The following is a 20988-nucleotide window of genomic DNA, read 5'->3' on the forward strand; positions in this document are numbered from 1 at the left end:
TGCGCAAGCCAAAGCGTGCGCTCCAATTCCCACCACTATGTACGGTTCCGCCAGCACCCACGACCTGCCGACCACCGCCACCACCGGCCTGGAAAACGAAGACCCCATCCTGCTGGCCGAGTTTGAGGCCCGCATCGCGCGGGGCGAGAAAATTGAGCCCGGCGACTGGATGCCAGCCCTTTACCGCAAGCAGCTCACCCGCATGATTGAGCAGCACGCGCACTCCGAAATCATCGGCTCGCTGCCCGAAGGCACTTGGATTACCCGCGCGCCCGGCTTCCGCCGCAAAATGGCCCAGATGGCCAAGGTGCAGGACGAAGTGGGCCACGCCCAACTGCTGTACTCGGCCGCCGAAACGCTGGGCAAAACCCGCGAGCAGATGCTGGTGGACCTCATCAACGGCAAGAGCAAGTACTCCAACGTCTTCAACTACCCCACCCCCACCTGGGCCGACTCGAACGTGATTTCGTGGCTGATTGATGCCGGCGCGATTGTGAACCAGCTCGCCAATGCCAAGGGCAGCTACGGCCCCTACTGCCGCGCCCTCGACCGGATTTGCGCCGAGGAAGCTTTCCACCTCAAGTACGGGCACGATGCCGTGGTGCACCTGGCCACCGGCACGCCCATTCAGCGCGCCATGATGCAGGCGGCCCTGAACCGCTGGTGGCCGGCAATTATGACTTTCTTCGGCCCGAGCGATAAGATGTCGGTGCACACCGAAATCCTGATGCGCTGGAAGGTGAAGATGGCCAGCAACGACGAGTGCCGCAACCAGTTCCTCGACATGTACGTGCCGAAAATCCTGGAAATCGGCCTGACTTTGCCCGATGCCAACCTGGGTAAAAACGAGGAAACCGGCCAGTGGGAATTCACCGAGCCCGACTGGGAAGACTTCAAGCGCGTGATTAACGGCGACGGCCCCTGCAACGCCGAGCGCCTGGCCGTGCGCCGCGCCGCCGAGGAAAACGGTGCCTGGGTGCGCCGCGCCCTAAGCGCCGGCAAAACCGAGCGCCAGTACGTGCGCCCACTGGCCTAGTCAATTATTGATGAACAATGAGCAATGAGCAATTCTGGGTTTCTCCCGCGAATTGCTCATTGCTCATTTCTAATTGCTCATTGTGATACACTCCCACGACCCGCGCATGAACCGCCTGGGCCTGTCTGAAACGGCCCCGGTGGCCGCCAAGGCAGCCCTCGACCAATTCGAGACTTACGAAGTTTTCCACCAAAAAAAGGAGGGCGCGCCGTTTGTGTACGTGGGCCCGGTGCACGCGCCGGAGGCCGATTTGGCCTTTCTTTTTGCTAAGGAGCAGTTCAGCCGGCGCTTTGCCTGCACCGGCATGTGGGTGGTGCCCACCTCGGCCATTACGGTAACCGAGTACGCCGGCGACACCGAATCGGCCTACGACACGCTGCCGCTGGTGCCCCGCCCGGCCCCGTCCGCGCCAGTGGATGAGTCGGTGGAAGAGGAAGTCGCTTATGCCGCTGGTGAGGAAGATTACGACATTTTTCATTTGAAAAAGCGGGGCAAGGCCCACCAGCACGTGGGCAAGGTGCGCGCCGCTTCGCCCGCCGAAGCGTTGCAGGTGGCCAAGGCCGTGTTTGGTGAGCAGCGGCCAGTAGTGAATGTGTGGGCCGTGCGCTCGGCCGACGTACTACACTCGGAGGATGACGACCGCGATATCTGGACGACGACGCCGGAGAAAAAATACCGCGACGCCATCTCCTACAAAGTGCAGGACCGCATCGAGAAATTCAAGGCCGAAAACCCCCAAGCTTAGTTTAATGGACCCAAAACTCGACCTTCTTTACCGCCTCGCCGACGACCAGCTAATCCTCGGCCACCGCAACTCGGAATGGAACGGCCTCGGGCCGATTCTGGAAGAGGACATTGCCTTTTCGAGCATGGCCCAGGATAAGCTGGGGCATTCGCTGCAGCTTTACGGCCTGCTGCACGCGCTGGGCGAAGCCGAGTCCGACACGGTGGCCTTCACCCGCAACGCGCCGCAGTTCCACTCCTGCCAGCTGGTGGAGCTGCCCATCGGCGAGTACGATTTTAGCCTGACACGCCACTTCCTGTTCGACCATGCCGAGCTGCTGCGCTTCCAGGCGCTGGCCGACAGCAGCTATGAGCCACTGGCCCAGGTGGCCCGCAAGCTGCGCGGCGAACTCAAATACCACGCCCTGCACGCCAACACCTGGATGAAGCGTCTCGGCACCGCCACCGACGAAGCCATCGAGCGCATGCAGGCGGCCCTGGACTTCACCATTCCCTACGCGCTGGGCATCTTCGAGCAAACCGAGGCGGAAGCGGAAATCATCAGCACCGGCCTGTTTATCGGCGAAGCGGAGCTGCACAGCCGCTGGCTGGAAAGCATTACGAAAGTGCTGGGCCAAACGGCCCTGACGCTGCCGGACTTAACCCTGACGGTGCCCGTGCTAGGTGGCCGCCACGGCGAGCACACCGAGCACCTACAGCCGCTGCTGGACGAGATGGCCGAGGTATTCCGCCTCGACCCCACGGCCGACTGGTAAATCATACCTGAACATGACCAGCACCTTAACCACCGCGCAGATTTTTGACTGGCTCCAAGCCGTGAAAGACCCCGAAATCCCCACGATTTCGCTGGTGGACTTGGGCGTGGTGCGCGGCGTGGAGATTGACGAAGCTACCGGCGCGGTGGCGGTGCACCTCACGCCCACCTTTGCCGGCTGCCCGGCCATGGACTACATGAAGCGCGACGTGGAGCGCACCCTACGCGCGCACGGCGTGGCCGAGGTGCACGTCGACATCAGCCTGCGCGAGGCGTGGTCGTCGGACATGATTTCGGACGCTGGGCGGGCGGCCCTGCGGCAGCACAAGCTGTCGCCGCCGCCGGTGCTGGGCAACGTGGTGTTCGACCTCGACTTTCTGGAGTACGCCGAGTGCCCCAACTGCCACCAGCACAATACCGAGCTGCGCACGCCGTTTGGGGCCACACTGTGCCGGGCCGTGCATTACTGCCACGACTGCCGCCAGTTGTTCGAGCAGTTCAAGCCGGTGTAGCTTTGCCGGCCCGGCACTCCTTATTCTTTCCTCTTCTATGCGTGTTGTCCCCTTTTTTTGTTCGCTGAAATCGGCCGGTCTGGCCCTCGTACTATTGCTCGGCGTAGCGGCTTCGTGCAAGCGCGATGGGGCTAAAGCGGTGGTCGTAAACCCTGCTTCGGCGGCCGCCTCCAAATTGCAGCTCGATGCGTTGCGCGACTCGGTCGATGCAAAATGGCGCAACATGGTAGAGAGCGACGACCAGAAGCTGGCCCTCACCCGGCTGCTGCTGCGCGAGCTGCACGGCCAGCCCGGCCGCACCGAAGCCCAACTCAAAGGCCTGGAACAGGCCAACGCCCGCCTCAAACCCCGGCGCTACGACCAGGCAACGATGGCCAGCTCGGCCTTGATTGACCAGTACGACACCGCCCAGGATTCGCTCCTGAACGCCTTGTACCCAGTGGCGGCCCCCGATGGCGGCGCACCCACCGAAAACGCCCGCAATTTTGTCGAAGGCATTCAGCAGCTGGATGCCGGCGTAGTCGGCTTCCGGGTGATGTATGACGACGCGGCCAAGCGCTACAACAACTACCTGCAGCTGCACGAAGCCGAGTTCCAGTCGCTGGGCGGCAAGTATGCTGGGCTGAAGCCGCTGCCGCTATTCACCATCGGCGCAAAGTAGACGGCGGGGTTTATTTAGGTGGTCGTGCACAAAACGGCCGAGGCTGGATGTACCTTTAAGTCGCAGCCAATCAGGCTTTCACTTAACCGCTTCGCCCCATGCCCACCGCTACTTTCTTCCGCCGGCTGCTGCCGGTAGTGCTGCTCACCAGCTTGGCCCTGGCCTCCTGCGAGCGCTGCAAAGAGCACGACCCGCGCCCTCGCGGCAATTGTGGCAGCAAAATGCCCACTACCACTACGCCCCCCGCCTCCGGCGGCAACTCGTAAGCGGTATTCAGCCACAACAAAAAAGCGCCCGGCAGCAATGCCAGGCGCTTTTTTTGTTGCCAATATCTTTGAATCTTCCTGCTTACAGCGTTTCCATCTCGGCGCGCACGAAGTCGGCCAGGGTGCGCAGGTACTCGGTGCTAAAATCGAAGCGGATACCGGCGGCGGCGTAAATCTGGCCGATGGGCGCGGTGTAACCCAGGGCCAGGGCGCGCTTGTAGGCGGCCAGGCCCTCGGCGGGGTTCTGGCGGTAGTTGCGCCACACGGCAATGGCCCCGAGCTGCGCCATGGCGTACTCGATGTAGTAGAACGGCACTTCGTAGAGGTGCAGCTGCTTCTGCCAGAGGTAGGGCTTAAAGCTTTCGAGGCCGCGCCAGTCCACGGTGCGCTGGTTGAACTCGTCAAAAAGCTGCACCCAGCGCTGGTGGCGCGTTTCGTGGGTATGCAGCGGGTTTTCGTAAATCCAGTGCTGAAACTTGTCGATGGTCGCCACCCACGGGAAGGTTTCGAGGACGCTTTCGAGGTGGGTTTTCTTGGCCCGGCGCAGGTCGGCGGGGTTCGGGAAAAATACGTCCCACTGGTCCATGCTCATCAGTTCCATGCTCATCGAGGCCAGCTCGGCTACTTCGGACGGCGGGTGCTTGTCGGCCCCCAGCGGCAGGCCGCGGGTGAGGAAGCTGTGCACGGCATGGCCGCCCTCGTGCAGCATGGTCACCACATCGCGCAGCGAGCTGGTGGCATTCATGAAGATAAAGGGCACGCCGGTTTCGTCGAGCGGGTAGTTATAGCCGCCGGGCGCTTTGCCCTTGCGGCTTTCCAGGTCGAGGTGGCCCATCTGGCGCATGGTGCGCAGGCAGTCACCGAGGTAGGGGTCGAGGTTCTGGAAAACGGTTATGGTTTTTTCCAGGAGCTCGTCGCCGGTGCCGAAGGGCTTGAGCGGCGGCTGGCCGCTGGGGTCCACGTCGAGGTCCCAGGGGCGCAGGGCGGGCTGGTTGAGGTCCTGCCGGCGCTCAAGGTCGAAGCCGTCAATCAATGGCACCACCGTTTCGCGGATGGCGGCGTGGAAGTCGAAGCAGTCCTGCGGCGTGTAGTCGAACCGGCCCAGGGCGGCAAACATATAGTCGCGGAAGTTGGCGAAGCCCGCGTTCAGAGCCACCTGCGTGCGCAGGCCGATGAGCTCGCTGAACAGCGCATCAAGCGGCCCGGCATCCTGGAGGCGGCGGGCCTGAATGGCGCGCCAGGCAGCTTCGCGCACGGACCGGTCGGGGTTTTTGAGGCGGTCGGCGGCCTGGGGCAGGGTCAGCTCCTCGCCGTCGATGGTCACGTTCATCGCGCCCACGGTGGCGGCGTACTGCTGCTGCTTGGTGCTGATGTCGGTTTTCAGCGGGATGTTCTCGACCCGGTAAATTTCCGAGGCCCGGCGCACCGAGCGCAGGAACACGCCGTAGCGGCGCTCGTCGAGGTCGGCCAGGGCGGGCACGGCCAGCATTTTCTCGTTCAGCGCGTGGTCGTAGGGGGCCACCTGCGGCTCCACCTCATTCACAAAATACTGGAACGATTCGGCGCGGGTGCCGTCCTGGGTGTCGCAGGTCATCCGGATGTAGCGCCAGGCCAGGTCCTCGCTCAGCACGCTTTCCAGCTCGGAGCGGTCGAGCAGCCAGCGTTCGAGCTGGGCGGCCGTTTGCACGGAGCGGATTTGCAGTTCCTGGAAAAACGGCTCGATAGTGGCCCAGTCGGTTACCGTGAAATCTTCGGGTAGGTAGTGGCGCGGCGGGCGGCTGGTATCGGTGGCCGACTCGGCGGTAGGTTCAACGAGTTGCATCATCTTACAATATTAAACGACAGGCAACGGGTAGTGCCGGTGTGGGCTGTCAGATACGAGGAACGGGGGCGGCCGGGATGAGAATTACGGGCAGGCCTGCGCGTAATCAGGACAAAAAAGAACGTCATGCTGAGCTTGCCGAACCATCTCCACCGCACCAGTAACTATTTGCTATTGAGGTAGAGATACTTCGGAAGGCTCAGCATAACGTTGTTTTTTTCAACGTTTAGCTTCCTGCCTACCCAATCTCAATCACCACGTCGTCCGTCATCGGGTGCGCCACGCAGGTCAGAATGTAGCCCTGCTTCATCTCGGAGTCCGACAGGCCTTCGCGCTCGTCGAGGTGTACCTGGCCGCTGAGGCATTTGCCGCGGCAGGCCGTACACAGGCCGGCCTGGCACGAATACGGGAGGTCGATATCCTGGTCGAGCGCCACTTCCAGAATGGTTTGGCCCTTGGGCACCTCAATCAGGTACTCGCTGCCTTCGTATTGGATGGTGACCGTGCGGGTGCTCTTCACCTCATCGGAAGTGCTGGCCGAAACGTCGCCGTGGCCATTGGGCTGGGCGGCGGCGGCTTCGGCCGTTTCGGCCGCCGCCACGAAGCTCTCGCGGCGAATGCGGGTTTCGGGCACATTCAGCAGGTCGAGGGCGGCGCGGGCTTCGGCCATCAGGCCCTCGGGGCCGCACATGAAATAGTCGGCCTGCTCGGCCGGAAACTGGTGGCGCTGCTCGAGAATGCGAAGCAGCATAGTCCGGTTCAGGCGGCCGGTGTGGCGGTGCGGGGCCATGGGCTCGAGCGGCTGGCTGTACACGTGCTCGACCTGCAGGCGGCCGCCGCTGCCGGCTTCGAGCGTGGCGAGCTGCTGCTGGAAAATCACGGATTCCTCGTTGCGGTTGCCGTACACGAGCAGCACGTGGCTATTGGGCTCGCCGGCCAGCACGGCCTTGAGCATCGACATTAGCGGCGTAATGCCCGAACCCGCCCCGATGAGCACCAGCGAGCGCGCCGCCTTGGGGCTGGGCGCGAGCGTGAAGTTGCCCAGCGGCTCCATCACCTCCAGCTGCTGGCCCACCTGTACAGTATCGAGCAAATAGTTGCTCACCAGGCCACCCGGCACGCGCTTCACCGTTACGGACAGGCGCGGGGCGTCGGCCGGGGTGCTGCTGAGCGAGTAGGCGCGGCGCTCCTTTTTGCCGCCGGGGCCGCAGGGCAGAATCAGGGTCAGGAACTGGCCCGGCCGGCTGGTGATGGGCTGGCGGTCGGGCCGCTCGAGGTGAATGGTGACGGTATCGGCGGTTTCCTGGGTGAGCGCAACTACGGTCAGGTTCTGGTAACTCATGCGGGGTAAGGGAGGCTAACGGGGCGAACAGATTTGGGCGGGTGAGGCCATCCGGCGCGGGCAAATGAATAAAAAGATGAACGGCCGGCCGGGCAAGCGCCGGGCCAACTTCGCCCGCAAAGGTAACTTGCCGCCTGCCGCTCCCAACAGCGCTACCCCGCCCGCGGTTTGCCGCCGCGCGCTTTCCTTTTAGCTCATAATTTACCCACCTTGCCCCTCCCCGCCCTCCTACTACGCCACCAGGCCGAATTTGGCCCCGTGCTGCCCCTCGACCTGAATGCCGCTACGGTTACCCGCCTCGATTTTTCGGCTACCAATCCCACTGTATTAAACGCCGACCTGCGCGACACGGCCGCCTTTAATGAACTGGTTGATACGATGCTGGCCGCAGCCGGTGCCACCGTGGGCGTGGGTGGCTACCTCGAAAACCGGGTCATTTATCGCCGCAGCCCACATTTCGGCCCCGGGGCCGCTGAGGAGGCCCGCTCGCTGCATTTGGGCGTGGATGTATGGGTGCCCGCCGGCACGCCCGTGCTTGCGCCCCTGTCCGCCACCATCCACAGCTTAGCCGACAACGACAACTTCGGCGACTACGGCCCCACCGTCATTCTGCAGCACGAGTTGGAAGGCACCGTTTTCTACAGTCTCTACGGCCACCTCGGCCGGGCTGAGTGGCGGGCGTTGCACGTTGGCCAGCAGTTGGCCAAAGGCGAAGCGTTTGCCACCGTCGGCCCTTTTCCCGAAAACGGCGACTGGCCGCCGCACCTGCATTTCCAGCTCATGGCCGACATGCAGGGCCGTGTGGGCGACTTCCCGGGGGTGGCCCGCCCTTCGGAGCAGAAGATTTGGGCGACGCAGTGCCCCGACCCGAACCTCGTGCTGCAAAGCGACCACCTTGTTTGAACCGCGGATTTATCGGATTCGTCGGATTAACCGGATTTTGTGGCCGATTGAAAATTGATTGAGCTATTAACTATTAAATGATGTAGAAAACGGCCCTGCCGCCTGCACCGGGCAGCCGGGGCCGTAATCGACTGTTGAAATTAAGTACTCGTGCAAAAGTAATCTGGTCATCGCCTGGCTCCGGTCCGACCGCCCTAGGCGGTCCGACCGGTTATCATCAGGGCAAAACAGGTGGTGCTTCAACCGGTCGGACCGCCTAGGGCGGTCGGACCGGGCCAATGCCGAATTACTTCTGCAGACCTACATTAGTCGGCCACAAAATCCGGTTAATCCGACGAATCCGATAAATCCGCGGTTCAGACAAGTTAGTCGAACTTGATGGCTACTACCGGTTTGATGCGCGAAATCAAATACGTCGGAATGAGCACGGCCAGCAGCGAGGCGGCGAACGTGGCCCCGTTGAGAATGAGCAGCATTTTAGGGTCCCACGCAATCGGCACGCGGTCCATGTAATAGTTCTCGGGGTCGAGCGGGATGACGTGGAAGTAGTACTGAATAGCGCAGAAGCCCACGGCAATGGCGTTGCCGATGAGCATGCCGCGCACCGTGAGCGAGAGGCCCCGGAAGAAAAACATGCGCCGAATCTGATTATCCGTGGCTCCGAGCGCCTTCAAAATCCCAATCATGTTGGTGCGCTCCAAAATCATAATGAAGATGGTGGCCACCATGTTGAACGTGGCCACGAAAATGATGAGAATCAGGAAAATCACCACGTTGCGGTTCAGCAGCTGCAGCCAGTCGAAAAGCTGGGCGTACTGGTCGGTGATTTTATCGATTTTCAAATCGTAGGGCAGTCGCTCGTAGAACCGGTCAGCGGTGGCATCGATGGTTTTAAAGTCTTTGAGCACCACTTCCATGCCGCCCACCAGCGAGTCGGCCCAAACCGGCGAGTTCAACTCCCGAATCTGGCGGATGTCACCGATGACGTACACTTCATCGAACTCATCAAGCCCCGTCGAGTAGATGCCGCAGACCCGGAAGGGCCGGATGCGGGGCGGGTTCTGAATGAAATAGAACAGGGTTTTATCGCCCACTTTGAGGCGCAGCTTGTCGGCCACCTTGCGCGAAATCAGTACGTCGTCGCTGGCCACCGAGTCGGGGAAGCTGAGGAACTTGCCAGCTACCAGGTTCTGGCGCATGGGCGAAGGGCCGTCGGTTTCGGCAATGCCTTTCAGCACCACGCCCATTACTTCGTCGGGGGTTTTGATGATGGCCGTTTTCACGGCGAAGGGCTGCGTGGACTGCACTTCCGGAAACTCGTCGTGCAGCTGCCGCACCAGCCGGGGTCCGGGAATAGGCGCTACCTCCAACGAATTATTGGTGTCGTAGCGCGAGATTTGCAGGTGCGCGCCAAACGAGAAAATCTTGTTTTGAATCTCGTTGCGAAACCCTTGCAGGATGGCAAATGACACAATCATCACCGCCAGGCCCATGGCAATGCTGATGATGGCTATTTTTGTGACCGACGACGTGAAGGAGCCGGAATCGGCTCCGCCGTCGATTTTCTGCGAGATGTAGCGGGCGACGTTCATTGTTCGAGCGTAAAGCTACGTTTTGAACCGGGACCAGCCGCATGTTGCGCCCGGGCTATCGGCGTTACGTTCGCCACCAGCCGGTTAATTTCTATTTTCTGCACCTATTATGATTGATTTTTCGGCTAAAATGATGCTGGCTTTGTTGCTGGCCCTGCCCGCCTGCGGGACCACCCGGCCGGTCGCCAGCGGCTCCGGGCCGCAGCCAACTACGGTGCCCCCTACGCAAACGCCCCCCGCGCGCGTTGCCCCGGTGGCCGTGGTGGTCGGGGCCGCCCGGCTCGACCAATACCTGCCGCAGCTGAAGGGCCAGCGCGTAGGCTTGGTCATCAACCAGACTTCGCGCGTGGGCAACGCCTACTTAGTGGATACCCTGCGGGCGCGCGGCGTGAACGTGACGGCCATTTTCGCGCCCGAGCACGGCTTCCGGGGCGAGGCCGCCGATGGGGCCACCATCACCGACGGACGGGATGCCCGCAGTGGCGTGCCGGTGCGCTCGGTGTACGGCAAAACCAAAAAGCCCACTCCCGAAATGCTGGCCGACGTGGACGTATTGGTGTTTGATATTCAGGACGTGGGCGCGCGCTTCTACACCTTCATCAGCACGCTGCACTATGTGATGGAGGCCGCCGCCGAGCAAAACAAGCCCGTGCTGGTGCTCGACCGCCCCAACCCCAACGGCGACCTCGTGGATGGCCCCATCCTGGAACCCGCCCACCGCAGCTTCGTCGGCCTCGACCCGCTGCCCATTGCCCACGGCCTCACCGTCGGTGAGCTGGCACAAACGATAAACCAGGAAAAATGGCTGGCCGGCGGCCGGTCGTGCCGCCTCACGGTGGTACCCCTGCAGCAGGGCTACACCCACGCCACGGCCTACCACCTGCCCGTGCGCCCCTCCCCCAACCTGCCCACCGACCACGCCGTGGCGCTTTATCCCAGCATTTGCCTGTTTGAAGGCACCAACGTGAGCGTGGGGCGCGGCACCGACGCGCCGTTCGAAGTCATCGGCAGTCCTAGCCAGCCGGCTACGCGGCCGTATTCGTTCACGCCCGCGCCCAACGCCGGCTCGCCCACCCCGCCGATGAAAGGCCAGCGCTGTTACGGCCTCGACCTGGCCATGGCTCCCGCCCGCGAAAACGGCGGCCTGGTGCTGAAATATCTGCTCGATTTTTATCAGCAGAGCACCGATAAGACGCATTTTTTCGGCAAGTATTTCGAGGAATTGTCGGGCACCGATACCTTACGCCAGCAGATTATTGCGGGGCAGAGCGAGGCCAAAATACGCGCCAGCTGGGAGCCGGGACTGCGCAAGTTCCGGGTGCTGCGCAAGAAGTATCTGCTGTATCCGGAGCGGTAGGTTTGCGCACCGTTGCCAATAAAAAGCCCGTCATGCTGAGCTTGTCGAAGCATCAATACCGCGCGACTAATCCTTTCGATTGGGTTGAGCATTGCGGTCGAGATGCTTCGACAAGCTCAGCACGACGAACATCAACCATTCGACACCAACTGTTCAATGCTAAGAATCGTCTTCATGGGTACGCCCGATTTCGCCGTGCCGACCCTGGAAAGCCTCGTGGCCTGGCCCGGCGGGCAGGTGGTCGCCGTCATCACGGCTCCCGACCGGCCGGCGGGGCGGGGCCGCCAGCTCCAGGCGTCGGCGGTGAAGGTGGCGGCCGAGGCGCATGGCCTACCCGTGCTCCAGCCCACCAATTTGAAATCACCCGAATTTCAAGCCGAACTCAAAAGCTACGCGGCCGACCTGCAGGTAGTGGTAGCTTTCCGGATGCTGCCCGAAGCCGTGTGGAACATGCCCCCGCTGGGCTCCATCAACATCCACAGCTCGCTGCTACCGCAGTACCGGGGCGCAGCGCCCATCAACTGGGCGCTGATGCACGGCGACCTCGAAACCGGCGTTACCTCGTTCTTCCTGCGGCACGAGATTGATACCGGCGACCTGGTTTTTCAGGACCGGCTGGCCATCGCGCCGGAGGACGATTTCGGCAGCGTATATGACAAGCTGAAAGGTGTGGGCGCGGCCCTGGCCCTGCGCACGGTGCAGGCCATCGCGGCCGGCACCGCGCCGAGCACGCCGCAGGAGCCGCGCGCCGACCTGCGCCCCGCCCCCAAACTAAGCAAGGAAACCGGCCGGCTCGACTTCAGCCGCCCGGCCACTGAGCTGGTGAACTGGGTACGCGGCCTCTCACCTGTTCCAACCGCCTTCGCTGCTTTGCCCGACGGCCGCATTATCAAGGTTTACCGGGCCCAGGCGCTGTCTGCCGAAGCGGACGAAACGGCCGCCGCGCCCGGCACCTGGGCTTCGGACGGCCGGCGCTACCTGCGCGTGGCGGCGGCCGACGGCTGGCTCGACTTGCTCGACGTGCAGCTCGAAGGCAAGAAGCGCATGCCCGTGGATGAATTTCTGCGGGGCGCGGGGCCCAGCCTGAAGCTCATTGGTGCCTAACCCAGCCTTCATGGCCCATTTCAATTCGACTGATGCGGCCCCCGGCCGCCTGCTAACGCGCCCGGCCGCCCGGCGGGTCGGGTGGCGCTACTTCCGCTGGACGACCTCTGCCTTGCTGGGGCTTGGGCTGCTGCCTTTTTTCGCGCTGGCATTTTCTAATTTTCCCTTCTGGGATGATTTCGGCATGGCGATGATGGTGCGCGAGCACGGGCTGTGGGGTGCGCAACAAGTATTTTATAACACGTGGGGCGGGCGCTACGGCACGGCTTTTTTGCAAACGGTGGGCAACCCACTCACTTACGGCTGGTTGGGAGGCTTCCGTTTCACGCCGCTGGTGTCGCTGGGCGGCACCTTATTGGCGCTGTACCTGGGCCTGCGCGAGCTGAGCCAGCAGCGGCTGGCTCCCGTGCAGGCCGGCCAAGCGGCGGCGCTGCTACTTCTGCTGGCCCTGGCCGGGATGCCCACCATTTACCCCATGTTTTACTGGTTCACCACGGCCACGGGATATGAGTCGGGCATTATTCTGATGCTGCTAGCCATGCTGGGGGGACTCCGAGCCTTGCGGGCCACCACAACAGCCGTACGGCTGGGTTGGTACGGGCTGGCCCACATCAGCGTCATCCTGACGGTGGGCCTCACCGAAATTGCGCTGCTGCTGCTGGGCTGGACGCTGCTGGTAGCACTGGTCTGCAGCTGGCGCGGCGGCCGCCGCCGCGCTGCCGCCGCGTGGGGCGGCCTGCTCATCAGCGCCGCGGTGGGAGGTGCCGTAGCAGTACTGGCCCCCGGCAACCTGGTCCGCATGTACGGTGCCGGCCACACTACCCAGACTCATGCCCCGCTCAATGTGCTGGGCGCGGTTCGCTACGCCACCGATTACTACACCACGTTTCTGAGCAAGCCCTCGCAGGTTTTGGTGCTGCTGTTGCTGGCCGCCCTGTTGGGGCCAGTACTGGTGCACACGCGGCGCTGGCGGCCGGCCGGCTTTCGGCTGCCGCTGGCGGCCGGGATAGGGGTGCTGCTAGTGGGTGGCGGGTTGAGTTTCCTGTTCTTTGCTTTGGTCAACAAAAACCCGCCGCCGGGCCGCACTCAAAGCTTTATCTGGCTGTGGATGCTGCTGAGCTGGACTGGGGTGCTGTGGGCTGCCGTGCCCACCCAAATTTCGGGTGGCCTGCGCCGGGCCGTCGGGCAAATGCAGCGGGTCGCCGCGGTGCTCACGTTTTTCCTGCTGGCGGTAGGCCTCGAGCGCACGGCCTGGACGGAATGGCTGCGCAACGCTCCCACCTGGCGCACCCAGAACGAGGCCCGCTTCGCCCGGATGGCCGCCGCCGCCCGTGCCGGCAGGCCGACGGTAGTGCTGGCTCCGTTTGGGGGAATCTCGCCCCGCCGCATCGCCATTATGGGCGAAAATCTGTTCTACAACCCCCACCCTACCAACTCCGTGCAGCGCTCCAACAATGACCCGACAGCCCATTGGTTCGGGCTCGATTCGGTACGGCTGGCGGCACCACCCGCCCCCCCGAATGCGATGGGCCCGGGCCTTTAAAGCCGGCTCTCCCCTTTTCACTCCACTCTCAAATTTGTTTCTGATGGTAGCATTAGTAGTGGCCGTGGCCGAAAACGGCATCATTGGTCAAAATGGGCAGCTGCCCTGGGGCCGCATGCCCGCCGACCTGCGGCATTTCAAGCAGCTCACCCTGGGCCACCCCGTGGTGATGGGCCGCAAAACGTTCGACAGCATTGGCAAAGCCTTGCCTGGCCGGCCCAATGTGGTTGTCACGCGCCAGCCGGGCTGGGCCGCGCCGGGCTGCGAAACGGCGGCCTCGGTCCTGTCGGCCCTGGCCCGGGCCCACGAGCTGGCCGCTGACGTCGTCTGCGTTATTGGCGGGGGTGAAATTTACCGGGAAGCCCTGCCTGCGACCGACGTGGTTTACCTCACCGAAATCCACCATGCCTTTGCGGGCGATGCCTCGTTCCCCCCGCTCTCGCCCACTGAGTGGCGCGAGGAAACCCGCGAGCGTCACGAGGCCGATGAGCAGCACGCTTATGCTTATAGTTTCGTAATGCTACGGCGGCGCTAGCTGCCGCCGGCAGAATACGCTTGCCGGAAGACACAAAAAAAGGCCGCCCAGTGGGCGGCCTTTTTTAGATACTGAACAAGGCGCTAACGCATGAGCACCAGCTTGCCCCAGTCGTTTTTAAAGGCCTTATCGCCGGCCGTATCACGGCGCGAGAACGAGACGTTGCTATCGTCGTAGGCCACGCGGTACAGGTAGGTGCCGTTGGCCAGGCGGTCGCCGTAGCTGTCGGTGCCGTCCCAGGCGTAGTCGGTGATGTTGTTGCCAATGTGCAGCGGCCCAAGCTCGCTCATGAAAATCTCGCGCACTACGCGGCCGGTCAGGCTCATAATCTGAATTTTCATGTTACGCGGCAACTCGTGGCCGGTCACCGTGAACACGAACCGGGCCTTGCTGATAACCGGGTTCGGATACGGATACACGTTGGTGATGGTGGCGGCGTTCACAACTTCAAACGTGAGCTGAACCTCCTGCGCGGCGGCAGCGGCCTTGCCGGGGTCGCGGCCCTGCACGCGCAGAGTGTACTTACCATCGGCCAGAGGGCCGTTTTTACCGGGCTCGAACGTGAGGCGGGCACGGCTACCACTCGTCGAGTCCACGGTGAAACCGATGTCGGACCCAGTGAGGGGCACCAGTACGGGGCTTCCCTGGCCGGGCCGTTGCAGCGTGAGGGTAAACGCGTTGCGGTCGCGCACGTGCACAATTTGGTCCTCATCATTGAGCTGCACCACGATAACCGGCGTCGACGACACCAACTCCCCGTTAAGGATGTGGCGACCATCGACGGCCACGTCGAGCGTGGGCGGCACGTTATTGTTGATGACGTTGAAAGTGGGCAGAATCAGCTCATTGTTGGCATAGTTTTGCTCGGGTTGGAGGCGGGGGTTTACGACGACTTCAATCGTCAGGTCGCCGAAACGGCCTGCCAGGTTGATACTGACGTTAATGGTGGCCGTTTCGCCCGGCAACGGTGCTGGCGTAGGAATGAAAACGGGGCCGGCCACGATTTTGCCACTGCCGTCGCGTGCCTGCACCCGGGTGCTCAGTGGCCCGCTGAACGTCTCGGTCGACACGTTCTTAAACTTCACGGGAAAGCTGACCGTGCCACTGCCGGAAGTGGCCTGGGCCACCAGCGTCGCCGCCGTGTAGGTACTGGCGGGCACGGCATCGCGCTGCACTATGCCCTCGGGCAGGCCGCGCGAGGTCACTAGCCACTGCTGCAATTGCGGGGCCACCCGCGCGGTGTCCGATAGGGTGAGGTCCAACCGCAGATAGGGGTAGGTAGTAGCCAAAACGCCAGCCAGCGGCTGCGTAAACAGCGTACCATCGCGCAGCACCGGTACGGTGAGTATCACGGTCGTCTCCGTTCCCGTGGCATCAATACCCACAACTTTCAGGGTGTACTGGCCGCTGGTGTTGCGCGTGCGAATCGACGCGTACAGATTATTCCACTGCTGCGCAGGGCCAATCAGCGTCGAGACAATGCGGCCGGAAGTACCAGGCAACTGCAGTGTCTCCGTTAGCTCGATGCGCTGATTATAGGGCAGGGTGCTAGCCGTGCGGTCGGGCCCCTTTTCCTGCAGCAAGCGGCCGGTGGTAGCCGTCAGCTTCTGGCCCACCACGGCCAGGGGCTCGCCATCGGCCAGGGTGGTAATCAGCTGCGAGCCGAGCAGGGTTTGCAAGCGGATTTTGAGGGCAGCCGGCAGCAGCGAATAGCGGAGGCGGTTGGTCGAAATCACGGCCACGTAGGCGTTGTTCGGAATAGCCGTCAGGAAAGCATCAAGCTGCTGCTGCCGGGTGGCGCTGTAGTTGAGGTTGTCGAGGGTATCGGCGGCAGTGGTACCCGAGAAGTAGTAGAAATAGTTGGGTGCCTGGCCGCAACGCTGGAAAGCCGCAGGCAACCCCAGGGGGCGCAGCGTGGCCCCGTCGTACACGGCAAACAGCAGGTTGGGCGACTGCACCCCGCAGTTGCTTACCACTGGCAGGCCCGCCGACTGCAGGTAAATGCCGCCGCCCTGCAGGGTACCAAACTGCGGCGCACTGCGGGGAGCTCCCCCACCCAGGGTGCGCAGTACCAGCGGAATTTGCTGGGCAGCGAACGTCCAGCTGGCCTGGGGTCCGCCCACGGCAATGCCCGTCAGGGCATCGCGCCGGAACTGCCCGTAATGGCTCTGCGACCAGCCGGCCGGGCTGGTCAGAATCACGCGAAACGACGAGGTAACCCAGTTACCGTCCTCGCCGGCGGCGGGGGTCTGGAAGCGGGCGCGCCAGTACCATACCACGCTGTCGCGGCTGGCCACCGTGATGGGCAGCGTGGGTTGCCACTCGGCCAGCACGCCGGCCGTAACGGTGGTCGTCTTTTTCAGCGAAGGTCCCGAGGCGAAGTTGGGGTCCGTGTCGAGCTCGAACTCGTAGGCGCGTGAGGTTTCGTTCGGGTTGTTCGACTGCACCGCAAGGCGGGGCTTTTCAGTAGCAGAAATCGCAAACTCGGTGGGATTCAGCACCGTAAGCCCTCCGGTCAGGAATGTGAAGCTGACCTGCGCGGCATTGTTATTTTCGTTCGATTCAGCAATCTTGTTATTAGGGTCGAGTACTACCAGAAAAGTACTGGCGACGCCAAGGCCCGGAAAATCATTGGGAATTGGGAGGGCATAACTCGTTTCCGGCGTGAAAGCCTGGGGGAAAGAAAAGGTATAAACCTTATCGGACTTGCCCGGCGTGACCCGCGTAACCCGGATTTCGATTGGGTCGAGCGTGACTTTGCCGGGGTTGGCTACCCCTACGTTCAGCACAAAGCTGGTCGAAGCCGCCGTCACCGGTCCCTGGCCCGCTGTCGGCACAATCGAAAGGGTGGCCGAGCTGGCCACCAAATCGGGTAGTGCGGGCGAGTAAAGGGCAATGGTCGGGTCGCCCTGCCAGCCTGTACACAGCAGCTGCTCTACCCCAATGTCATTCCTGAAAAAAGTGTCGCGTTGAAGCCGGCGCACCACCTCGTCGTGCACCACCGTCACCGGCCGGCCATACCAGGCGGGGTCGTTGAACAGGAGCCGGTGCAGCGAATCAAGGGCCAGCGATAAGGGGTAGGCAAAGCTAAAACCAGATTCTCCCAATGAGCCAATTGCCCCTTTCTGGTCAGCAAACAGGTAGTCCTCCACCACGGTGTAGGTCTGCACGCAGGTGGCATTGCCGGCGCAGCCATTCAGAAACAGCACCGGGTATTTGCCCACGTTATTGTAGGTGGGAACCTTGGAGGGTGCCCCAAAATCAAGCGAAAAAATGTTGTTTGAGCCGTGACCAAAATAGTCAATCAGCGAAAGCCCGTTGTTGAGCTCCGCCGAAATATCGACCGAAACCGGCAGCTCTCCCATGCGGCTTTCCGTGGTCACATGCCCGCCCAAAAGTGGCCGCTCAATACGCGCCTTCTCGGCATCGAGGTAGCCGCGAAACTCCTGCGTCTCGTTGGCATCCTTGGCCCCCACCAGGTGCAGCACATTCTTGCGCCAGGGCGCGGGGCCCAGGGCATCGTGGGTGCGCACCTTATTCAGGTAGTTTATTATCTGTTGCGGTGTCGTTGCGGTGAGGCGCCCCGTGTGCAGCTTGGCCACGTAGTCGTCATTCTTGTAGTCGGCTGTTAGCAGGTTATCGGAAACCGCGCGGGAGCTGCTGGGAACCAAGTCGAGACCAAACTCGCCACTGCGCGCATAAAACGCTCCCCGGACCGGTTCGTTGGGCACAATGCCCTTGCCCAATAGCATCAGATACCGTTCGCGGCCAGGAATATTAGATGCCGCTAGCCAGCGCGAGAAATGCCGCAGCGCCAGCCACGACTTCTCACCGTAAAAAAACTGGTCATACAACTGAAACGTTGTGACCATCAGCGTATCATACTTGCCGCCCGCCGCCGAAGCCCGGTAGCTGGCATAGGCTTGCGCGGCGTTGGAGGTACCCGTTGCCGGCTTCATCAATAACGGGTGCGTTATCACCACAAAGTTCGCCTGCCCGGCATTGAGGTTCCGGAAGACTGTTCGCCGGGCCGGTAGCGGCGGTGCCAGCAGAAAGGACTCATCGGCCAGCAGGAGCCGGTGCGACGAGGCCGAAGTAGCTCCTGGAAACACGAAACGCGTGGTACCCGCCACTGTACCGGACGTGCCCACTACCCGCTGCACGTTATTAAAGTCCTGAATATCGAAGCCTGTTACCGTAGCGGGCACGCCCGCCAACTCGTAAGTAGCCGAGCCTGCCAGTAGCGAGTCGCTGGCAAACGGCAACTGGTGCCGCGAGGGGTACCAGACATTGGCCTGCGGCGTGATGGTACGCAAGTAGCTTACGTAGAAGAAATTGCCAGCCGCGCCAACGGGCTGGTTGCGCAACTTCACCACTACCTGCCCCGTTGCACTAATGTCGGCACTTTGCAGGTCGAACGTGCGCCGGGCCCGTACCAGACCCACAAAATTCATTACTCCAATTACCCGCTCCGTGCCGCCCGGCGGCACCACCAGCACCTGCACCGAATGCGCAACCCCCGCTCCGCCGAAACGCTGGTCCTGGTCCTGGCTGCCAAACAGTGAAACCTCGATGCGCGGCGGCGTCGGAGCCGAAACCGGGCTAACTGAAACTGAATCAATGGTATACTTGAGCTCCGTTTTTGTCACATCCATGAAGAAGCCTTCGCCCGGCTCCACCCAAGGCAGGTACACATCTTTTGTCTGAGTAGGATAGTCTCTAAATATATTGATGCGTAAATCCAATTTACTGAGCAGCCGGTGCGGGTGCACGGTGGCACTGGTAGCAACCGGCTCCTGCATGTGCCGCCCCGGTGTGCCTGCACGCCAGGTAATGAAATACGCGGCCGTATCGGTGTAGTTGCTGAAGTACTGATGGGGCTGGTCGGCCGGGTCTCTATAAAGTTCGGCGTCCAGCTTGCCATCGTTATGGGTAGCGTAGAACTCCAGGTAGCTGCTGGCATCCAGCACGGTACGGCTGCCGCCCACGTAGGTGGCAATCTGCTGGCCGCGCCGCCAGATTTGCAGTTCGTTGGGTACTACCCCCGATATTCCGGCTTGCGTCAGGTATTGGTAGCTGAGCTTATAGAGCCCATCTTTCACAATTTTCACCTTGTAGTATTGCTGCCCGGGCACAATCCATTCGTTGCCCACCGGGCCCGATTGTGCCCATGCCGCGCCTCCGGTTAGCAGTAGCCAGCATAATGCCAGCAAGGTCCCACAGCGGCGGAAAAAAGTGTAGTTGGTAGCGTTGTTCATATCATGTCTGAAATCGAGGGTAGCTGGTTTCTTTGTCGCTGGCCTATTTGAAGCCGTAGCCCAGCGAGACAATCAGCGAGTTGGTTTGGGAGGTGCTGCCGAGCTTTTCCACGGCCAGACGCGAGAGAGCCAGGTCGACGCGCAGTCCGCTCACGGCCACGCCGGCCCCGAGGCTGTACTGACCCTTCCACTGCTTGGACTGGTCTACTACGCTACTGATTTGCTGGTAGTTGCCGGCACCGCCGCGCAGAAACACCAGGTCGCGATAACCCAACTCCACCCCGACGCCGGGGTTAACACTCACGCCTTTGGTGGAAATGGGCGTGCCGCGCTGGCCGTCGGTGGTGGTTTCGAAATCGGCGGCTACCAGGGCCGAGAACTGCTTGGGCAGCTCGAAGCGCCGGCCCACGCCCAGCACGAAACGCGGCAGGGTGATTTCGGTGCTGTTTTTGGGTATCTCATCTTTCAGGTTGGCCTGGGTGCTGTTGAGGCCCTTGAGATACTCATCGCCGTTGATGGACCAGGCATTGAAAGTAGTGGTGATGTCGCGGGCCATCAGGCCCAGGTTCCAGCCCTTGTGATTATACTGCACGCCGGCATCGATGCCAAAGCCGTAGCCGTGGGCAAACTTGCCGATGTTGCGGTAGATGAGCTTGCCGTTGGCTCCCACGCTCAGCCCCTCCACGCCCAGCTTGCGGGCGTAGGAGAGCAGCAGCGCATAGTCGGCCACCGAGAAGAACTCAATTTTACTGTAGTCCACGTAGCCGTACTCGTTCACCAGCGCGCGGGTGTCGGCAATGTTGTCCACGCCCAGGCGCAGCAGGCTGACGCCGATGGCGCTTTTATCGTCCAGCGGCATCGAAAAGGCCGCGTAGTCGTTTTTAACGATACCCGAAAACAGCTCCGAGTGCATCAGCACACCGTCGTACTTATGGGTCTGGTTCACCAGGCCGGCGGGGTTCCAGTATCCGGCGGTAGCATCGGTGGCCAGGCTCACCTGCACTTTGCCCATGCCCAGCGCGCGCGCACCCACCCCGAGGTTGAGAAATTCGTTGCTGTATTTGGGGGTTTTGGAGGATTGGGCGGCGGCTGGCAGGGCCAGCACAGCGCAGGCACCGGCAGTCAGAAGCCCTCGGGCGGCAGCGGAAAATTGGGTCATAGAAAGGGAGAACACGGGTTGGCGCGGACGGAACGCAAGTTACTTCAAGATAGTGCGTCGGACGCCGCCAATTTCGGGCCAGTTCGCTCAACGCAACGGTAAGCCGAACATAGCGCAGCGTACGAGCCAGCCACACAGCACGTTTTTTTTCCGGCCGCGGTGCAATCGGCGAAGGGTGCTTCGCCGGCTTAGCCGATTCTTACTTCCTCGAAATAGCAGGCTCTTGACCCCGAGCAATGCCGGGGCAATTGGCGGTTGGCGGGCGGCTGTTACGGCTACCTGGCAACTCGCTTTCGGGGCATTACTGGCAGGGTCTCCCCTATTCAATAAGCTTACACACGAGCTTTGACCCGATTAGGCATCTGAATACTTCATTTCAGAATAAAATTTTATCCCTCAT

At 62.0% G+C, this 20988-nt stretch carries 16 protein-coding genes; 11 read left to right on the top strand and 5 right to left on the bottom strand.

Features of this window, described 5'->3' with window-relative positions; translation table 11 throughout:
- Positions 1 to 37 precede the first annotated feature (37 nt).
- From paaA to ABIB44_RS05010, 6 genes are all read left to right on the top strand, one after another.
- The gene (paaA, locus tag ABIB44_RS04985) at positions 38 to 1036 is read left to right on the top strand and encodes a 1,2-phenylacetyl-CoA epoxidase subunit PaaA (RefSeq protein WP_354583515.1); all 999 of its coding nucleotides are present in this window, start codon (positions 38 to 40) and stop codon (positions 1034 to 1036) included.
- A gap of 82 nt (positions 1037 to 1118) precedes the next feature.
- Positions 1119 to 1781, top strand: coding sequence for a phenylacetic acid degradation b (locus ABIB44_RS04990; RefSeq protein WP_354583516.1), 663 nt, complete (start codon positions 1119 to 1121; stop codon positions 1779 to 1781).
- A gap of 4 nt (positions 1782 to 1785) precedes the next feature.
- Complete coding sequence (gene paaC / locus ABIB44_RS04995; protein ID WP_354583517.1) at positions 1786 to 2535, top strand: 1,2-phenylacetyl-CoA epoxidase subunit PaaC; 750 nt, start codon at positions 1786 to 1788, stop codon at positions 2533 to 2535.
- Positions 2536 to 2548: 13 nt separating this feature from the next.
- Entirely contained in the window at positions 2549 to 3046 is a 498-nt protein-coding gene (paaD, locus tag ABIB44_RS05000) for a 1,2-phenylacetyl-CoA epoxidase subunit PaaD (protein WP_354583518.1), read from the top strand.
- Positions 3047 to 3083: 37 nt separating this feature from the next.
- Entirely contained in the window at positions 3084 to 3707 is a 624-nt protein-coding gene (locus ABIB44_RS05005) for a hypothetical protein (RefSeq protein ID WP_354583519.1), read from the top strand.
- Positions 3708 to 3805: 98 nt separating this feature from the next.
- A complete protein-coding gene (locus ABIB44_RS05010; RefSeq protein WP_354583520.1) occupies positions 3806 to 3973 on the top strand; it encodes a hypothetical protein in 168 nt (55 codons plus the stop codon).
- Between the two features lie 82 nt (positions 3974 to 4055).
- Here ABIB44_RS05010 and ABIB44_RS05015 read toward each other — a convergent pair whose 3' ends face one another.
- A complete protein-coding gene (locus tag ABIB44_RS05015) occupies positions 4056 to 5798 on the bottom strand; it encodes a M3 family oligoendopeptidase (RefSeq protein WP_354583521.1) in 1743 nt (580 codons plus the stop codon).
- Positions 5799 to 6033: 235 nt separating this feature from the next.
- Positions 6034 to 7137, bottom strand: coding sequence for a 2Fe-2S iron-sulfur cluster-binding protein (locus ABIB44_RS05020; protein ID WP_354583522.1), 1104 nt, complete (start codon positions 7135 to 7137; stop codon positions 6034 to 6036).
- Between the two features lie 210 nt (positions 7138 to 7347).
- Between ABIB44_RS05020 and ABIB44_RS05025 the strand changes: the two genes are divergently transcribed.
- A complete protein-coding gene (locus ABIB44_RS05025; RefSeq protein WP_354583523.1) occupies positions 7348 to 8040 on the top strand; it encodes a peptidoglycan DD-metalloendopeptidase family protein in 693 nt (230 codons plus the stop codon).
- 365 nt (positions 8041 to 8405) lie between these two features.
- Here ABIB44_RS05025 and ABIB44_RS05030 read toward each other — a convergent pair whose 3' ends face one another.
- Complete coding sequence (locus ABIB44_RS05030) at positions 8406 to 9632, bottom strand: ABC transporter permease (protein ID WP_354583524.1); 1227 nt, start codon at positions 9630 to 9632, stop codon at positions 8406 to 8408.
- A 109-nt stretch (positions 9633 to 9741) separates the two neighbouring features.
- Here ABIB44_RS05030 and ABIB44_RS05035 point away from each other — a divergent pair, with 109 nt between their 5' ends.
- The 4 genes from ABIB44_RS05035 (at position 9742) to ABIB44_RS05050 (ending at position 14171) form a co-directional block, all read left to right on the top strand.
- Entirely contained in the window at positions 9742 to 10989 is a 1248-nt protein-coding gene (locus ABIB44_RS05035) for an exo-beta-N-acetylmuramidase NamZ family protein (RefSeq protein ID WP_354583525.1), read from the top strand.
- 156 nt (positions 10990 to 11145) lie between these two features.
- Positions 11146 to 12093 (top strand): methionyl-tRNA formyltransferase, encoded by a 948-nt coding sequence (gene fmt, locus ABIB44_RS05040; protein ID WP_354583526.1) that lies wholly within the window; start codon positions 11146 to 11148, stop codon positions 12091 to 12093.
- A 10-nt stretch (positions 12094 to 12103) separates the two neighbouring features.
- Positions 12104 to 13636: a DUF6056 family protein gene (locus ABIB44_RS05045; protein WP_354583527.1), complete on the top strand. Its 1533-nt coding sequence runs from the start codon at positions 12104 to 12106 to the stop codon at positions 13634 to 13636.
- Between the two features lie 43 nt (positions 13637 to 13679).
- Entirely contained in the window at positions 13680 to 14171 is a 492-nt protein-coding gene (locus ABIB44_RS05050; RefSeq protein ID WP_354583528.1) for a dihydrofolate reductase, read from the top strand.
- Between the two features lie 83 nt (positions 14172 to 14254).
- Here the strand turns inward: ABIB44_RS05050 and porU2 are convergent, their stop codons facing one another.
- Together porU2 and ABIB44_RS05060 are read right to left on the bottom strand one after the other, a co-directional pair.
- A complete protein-coding gene (gene porU2 / locus ABIB44_RS05055) occupies positions 14255 to 19429 on the bottom strand; it encodes a putative type IX secretion system sortase PorU2 (RefSeq protein WP_354583529.1) in 5175 nt (1724 codons plus the stop codon).
- Positions 19430 to 19472: 43 nt separating this feature from the next.
- Positions 19473 to 20588: a putative type IX sorting system protein PorV2 gene (locus ABIB44_RS05060; RefSeq protein WP_354583530.1), complete on the bottom strand. Its 1116-nt coding sequence runs from the start codon at positions 20586 to 20588 to the stop codon at positions 19473 to 19475.
- Between the last annotated feature and the right edge of the window lie 400 nt (positions 20589 to 20988).

This window comes from Hymenobacter sp. UYCo722 (genome assembly GCF_040547115.1).
Taxonomy (GTDB): domain Bacteria; phylum Bacteroidota; class Bacteroidia; order Cytophagales; family Hymenobacteraceae; genus Hymenobacter.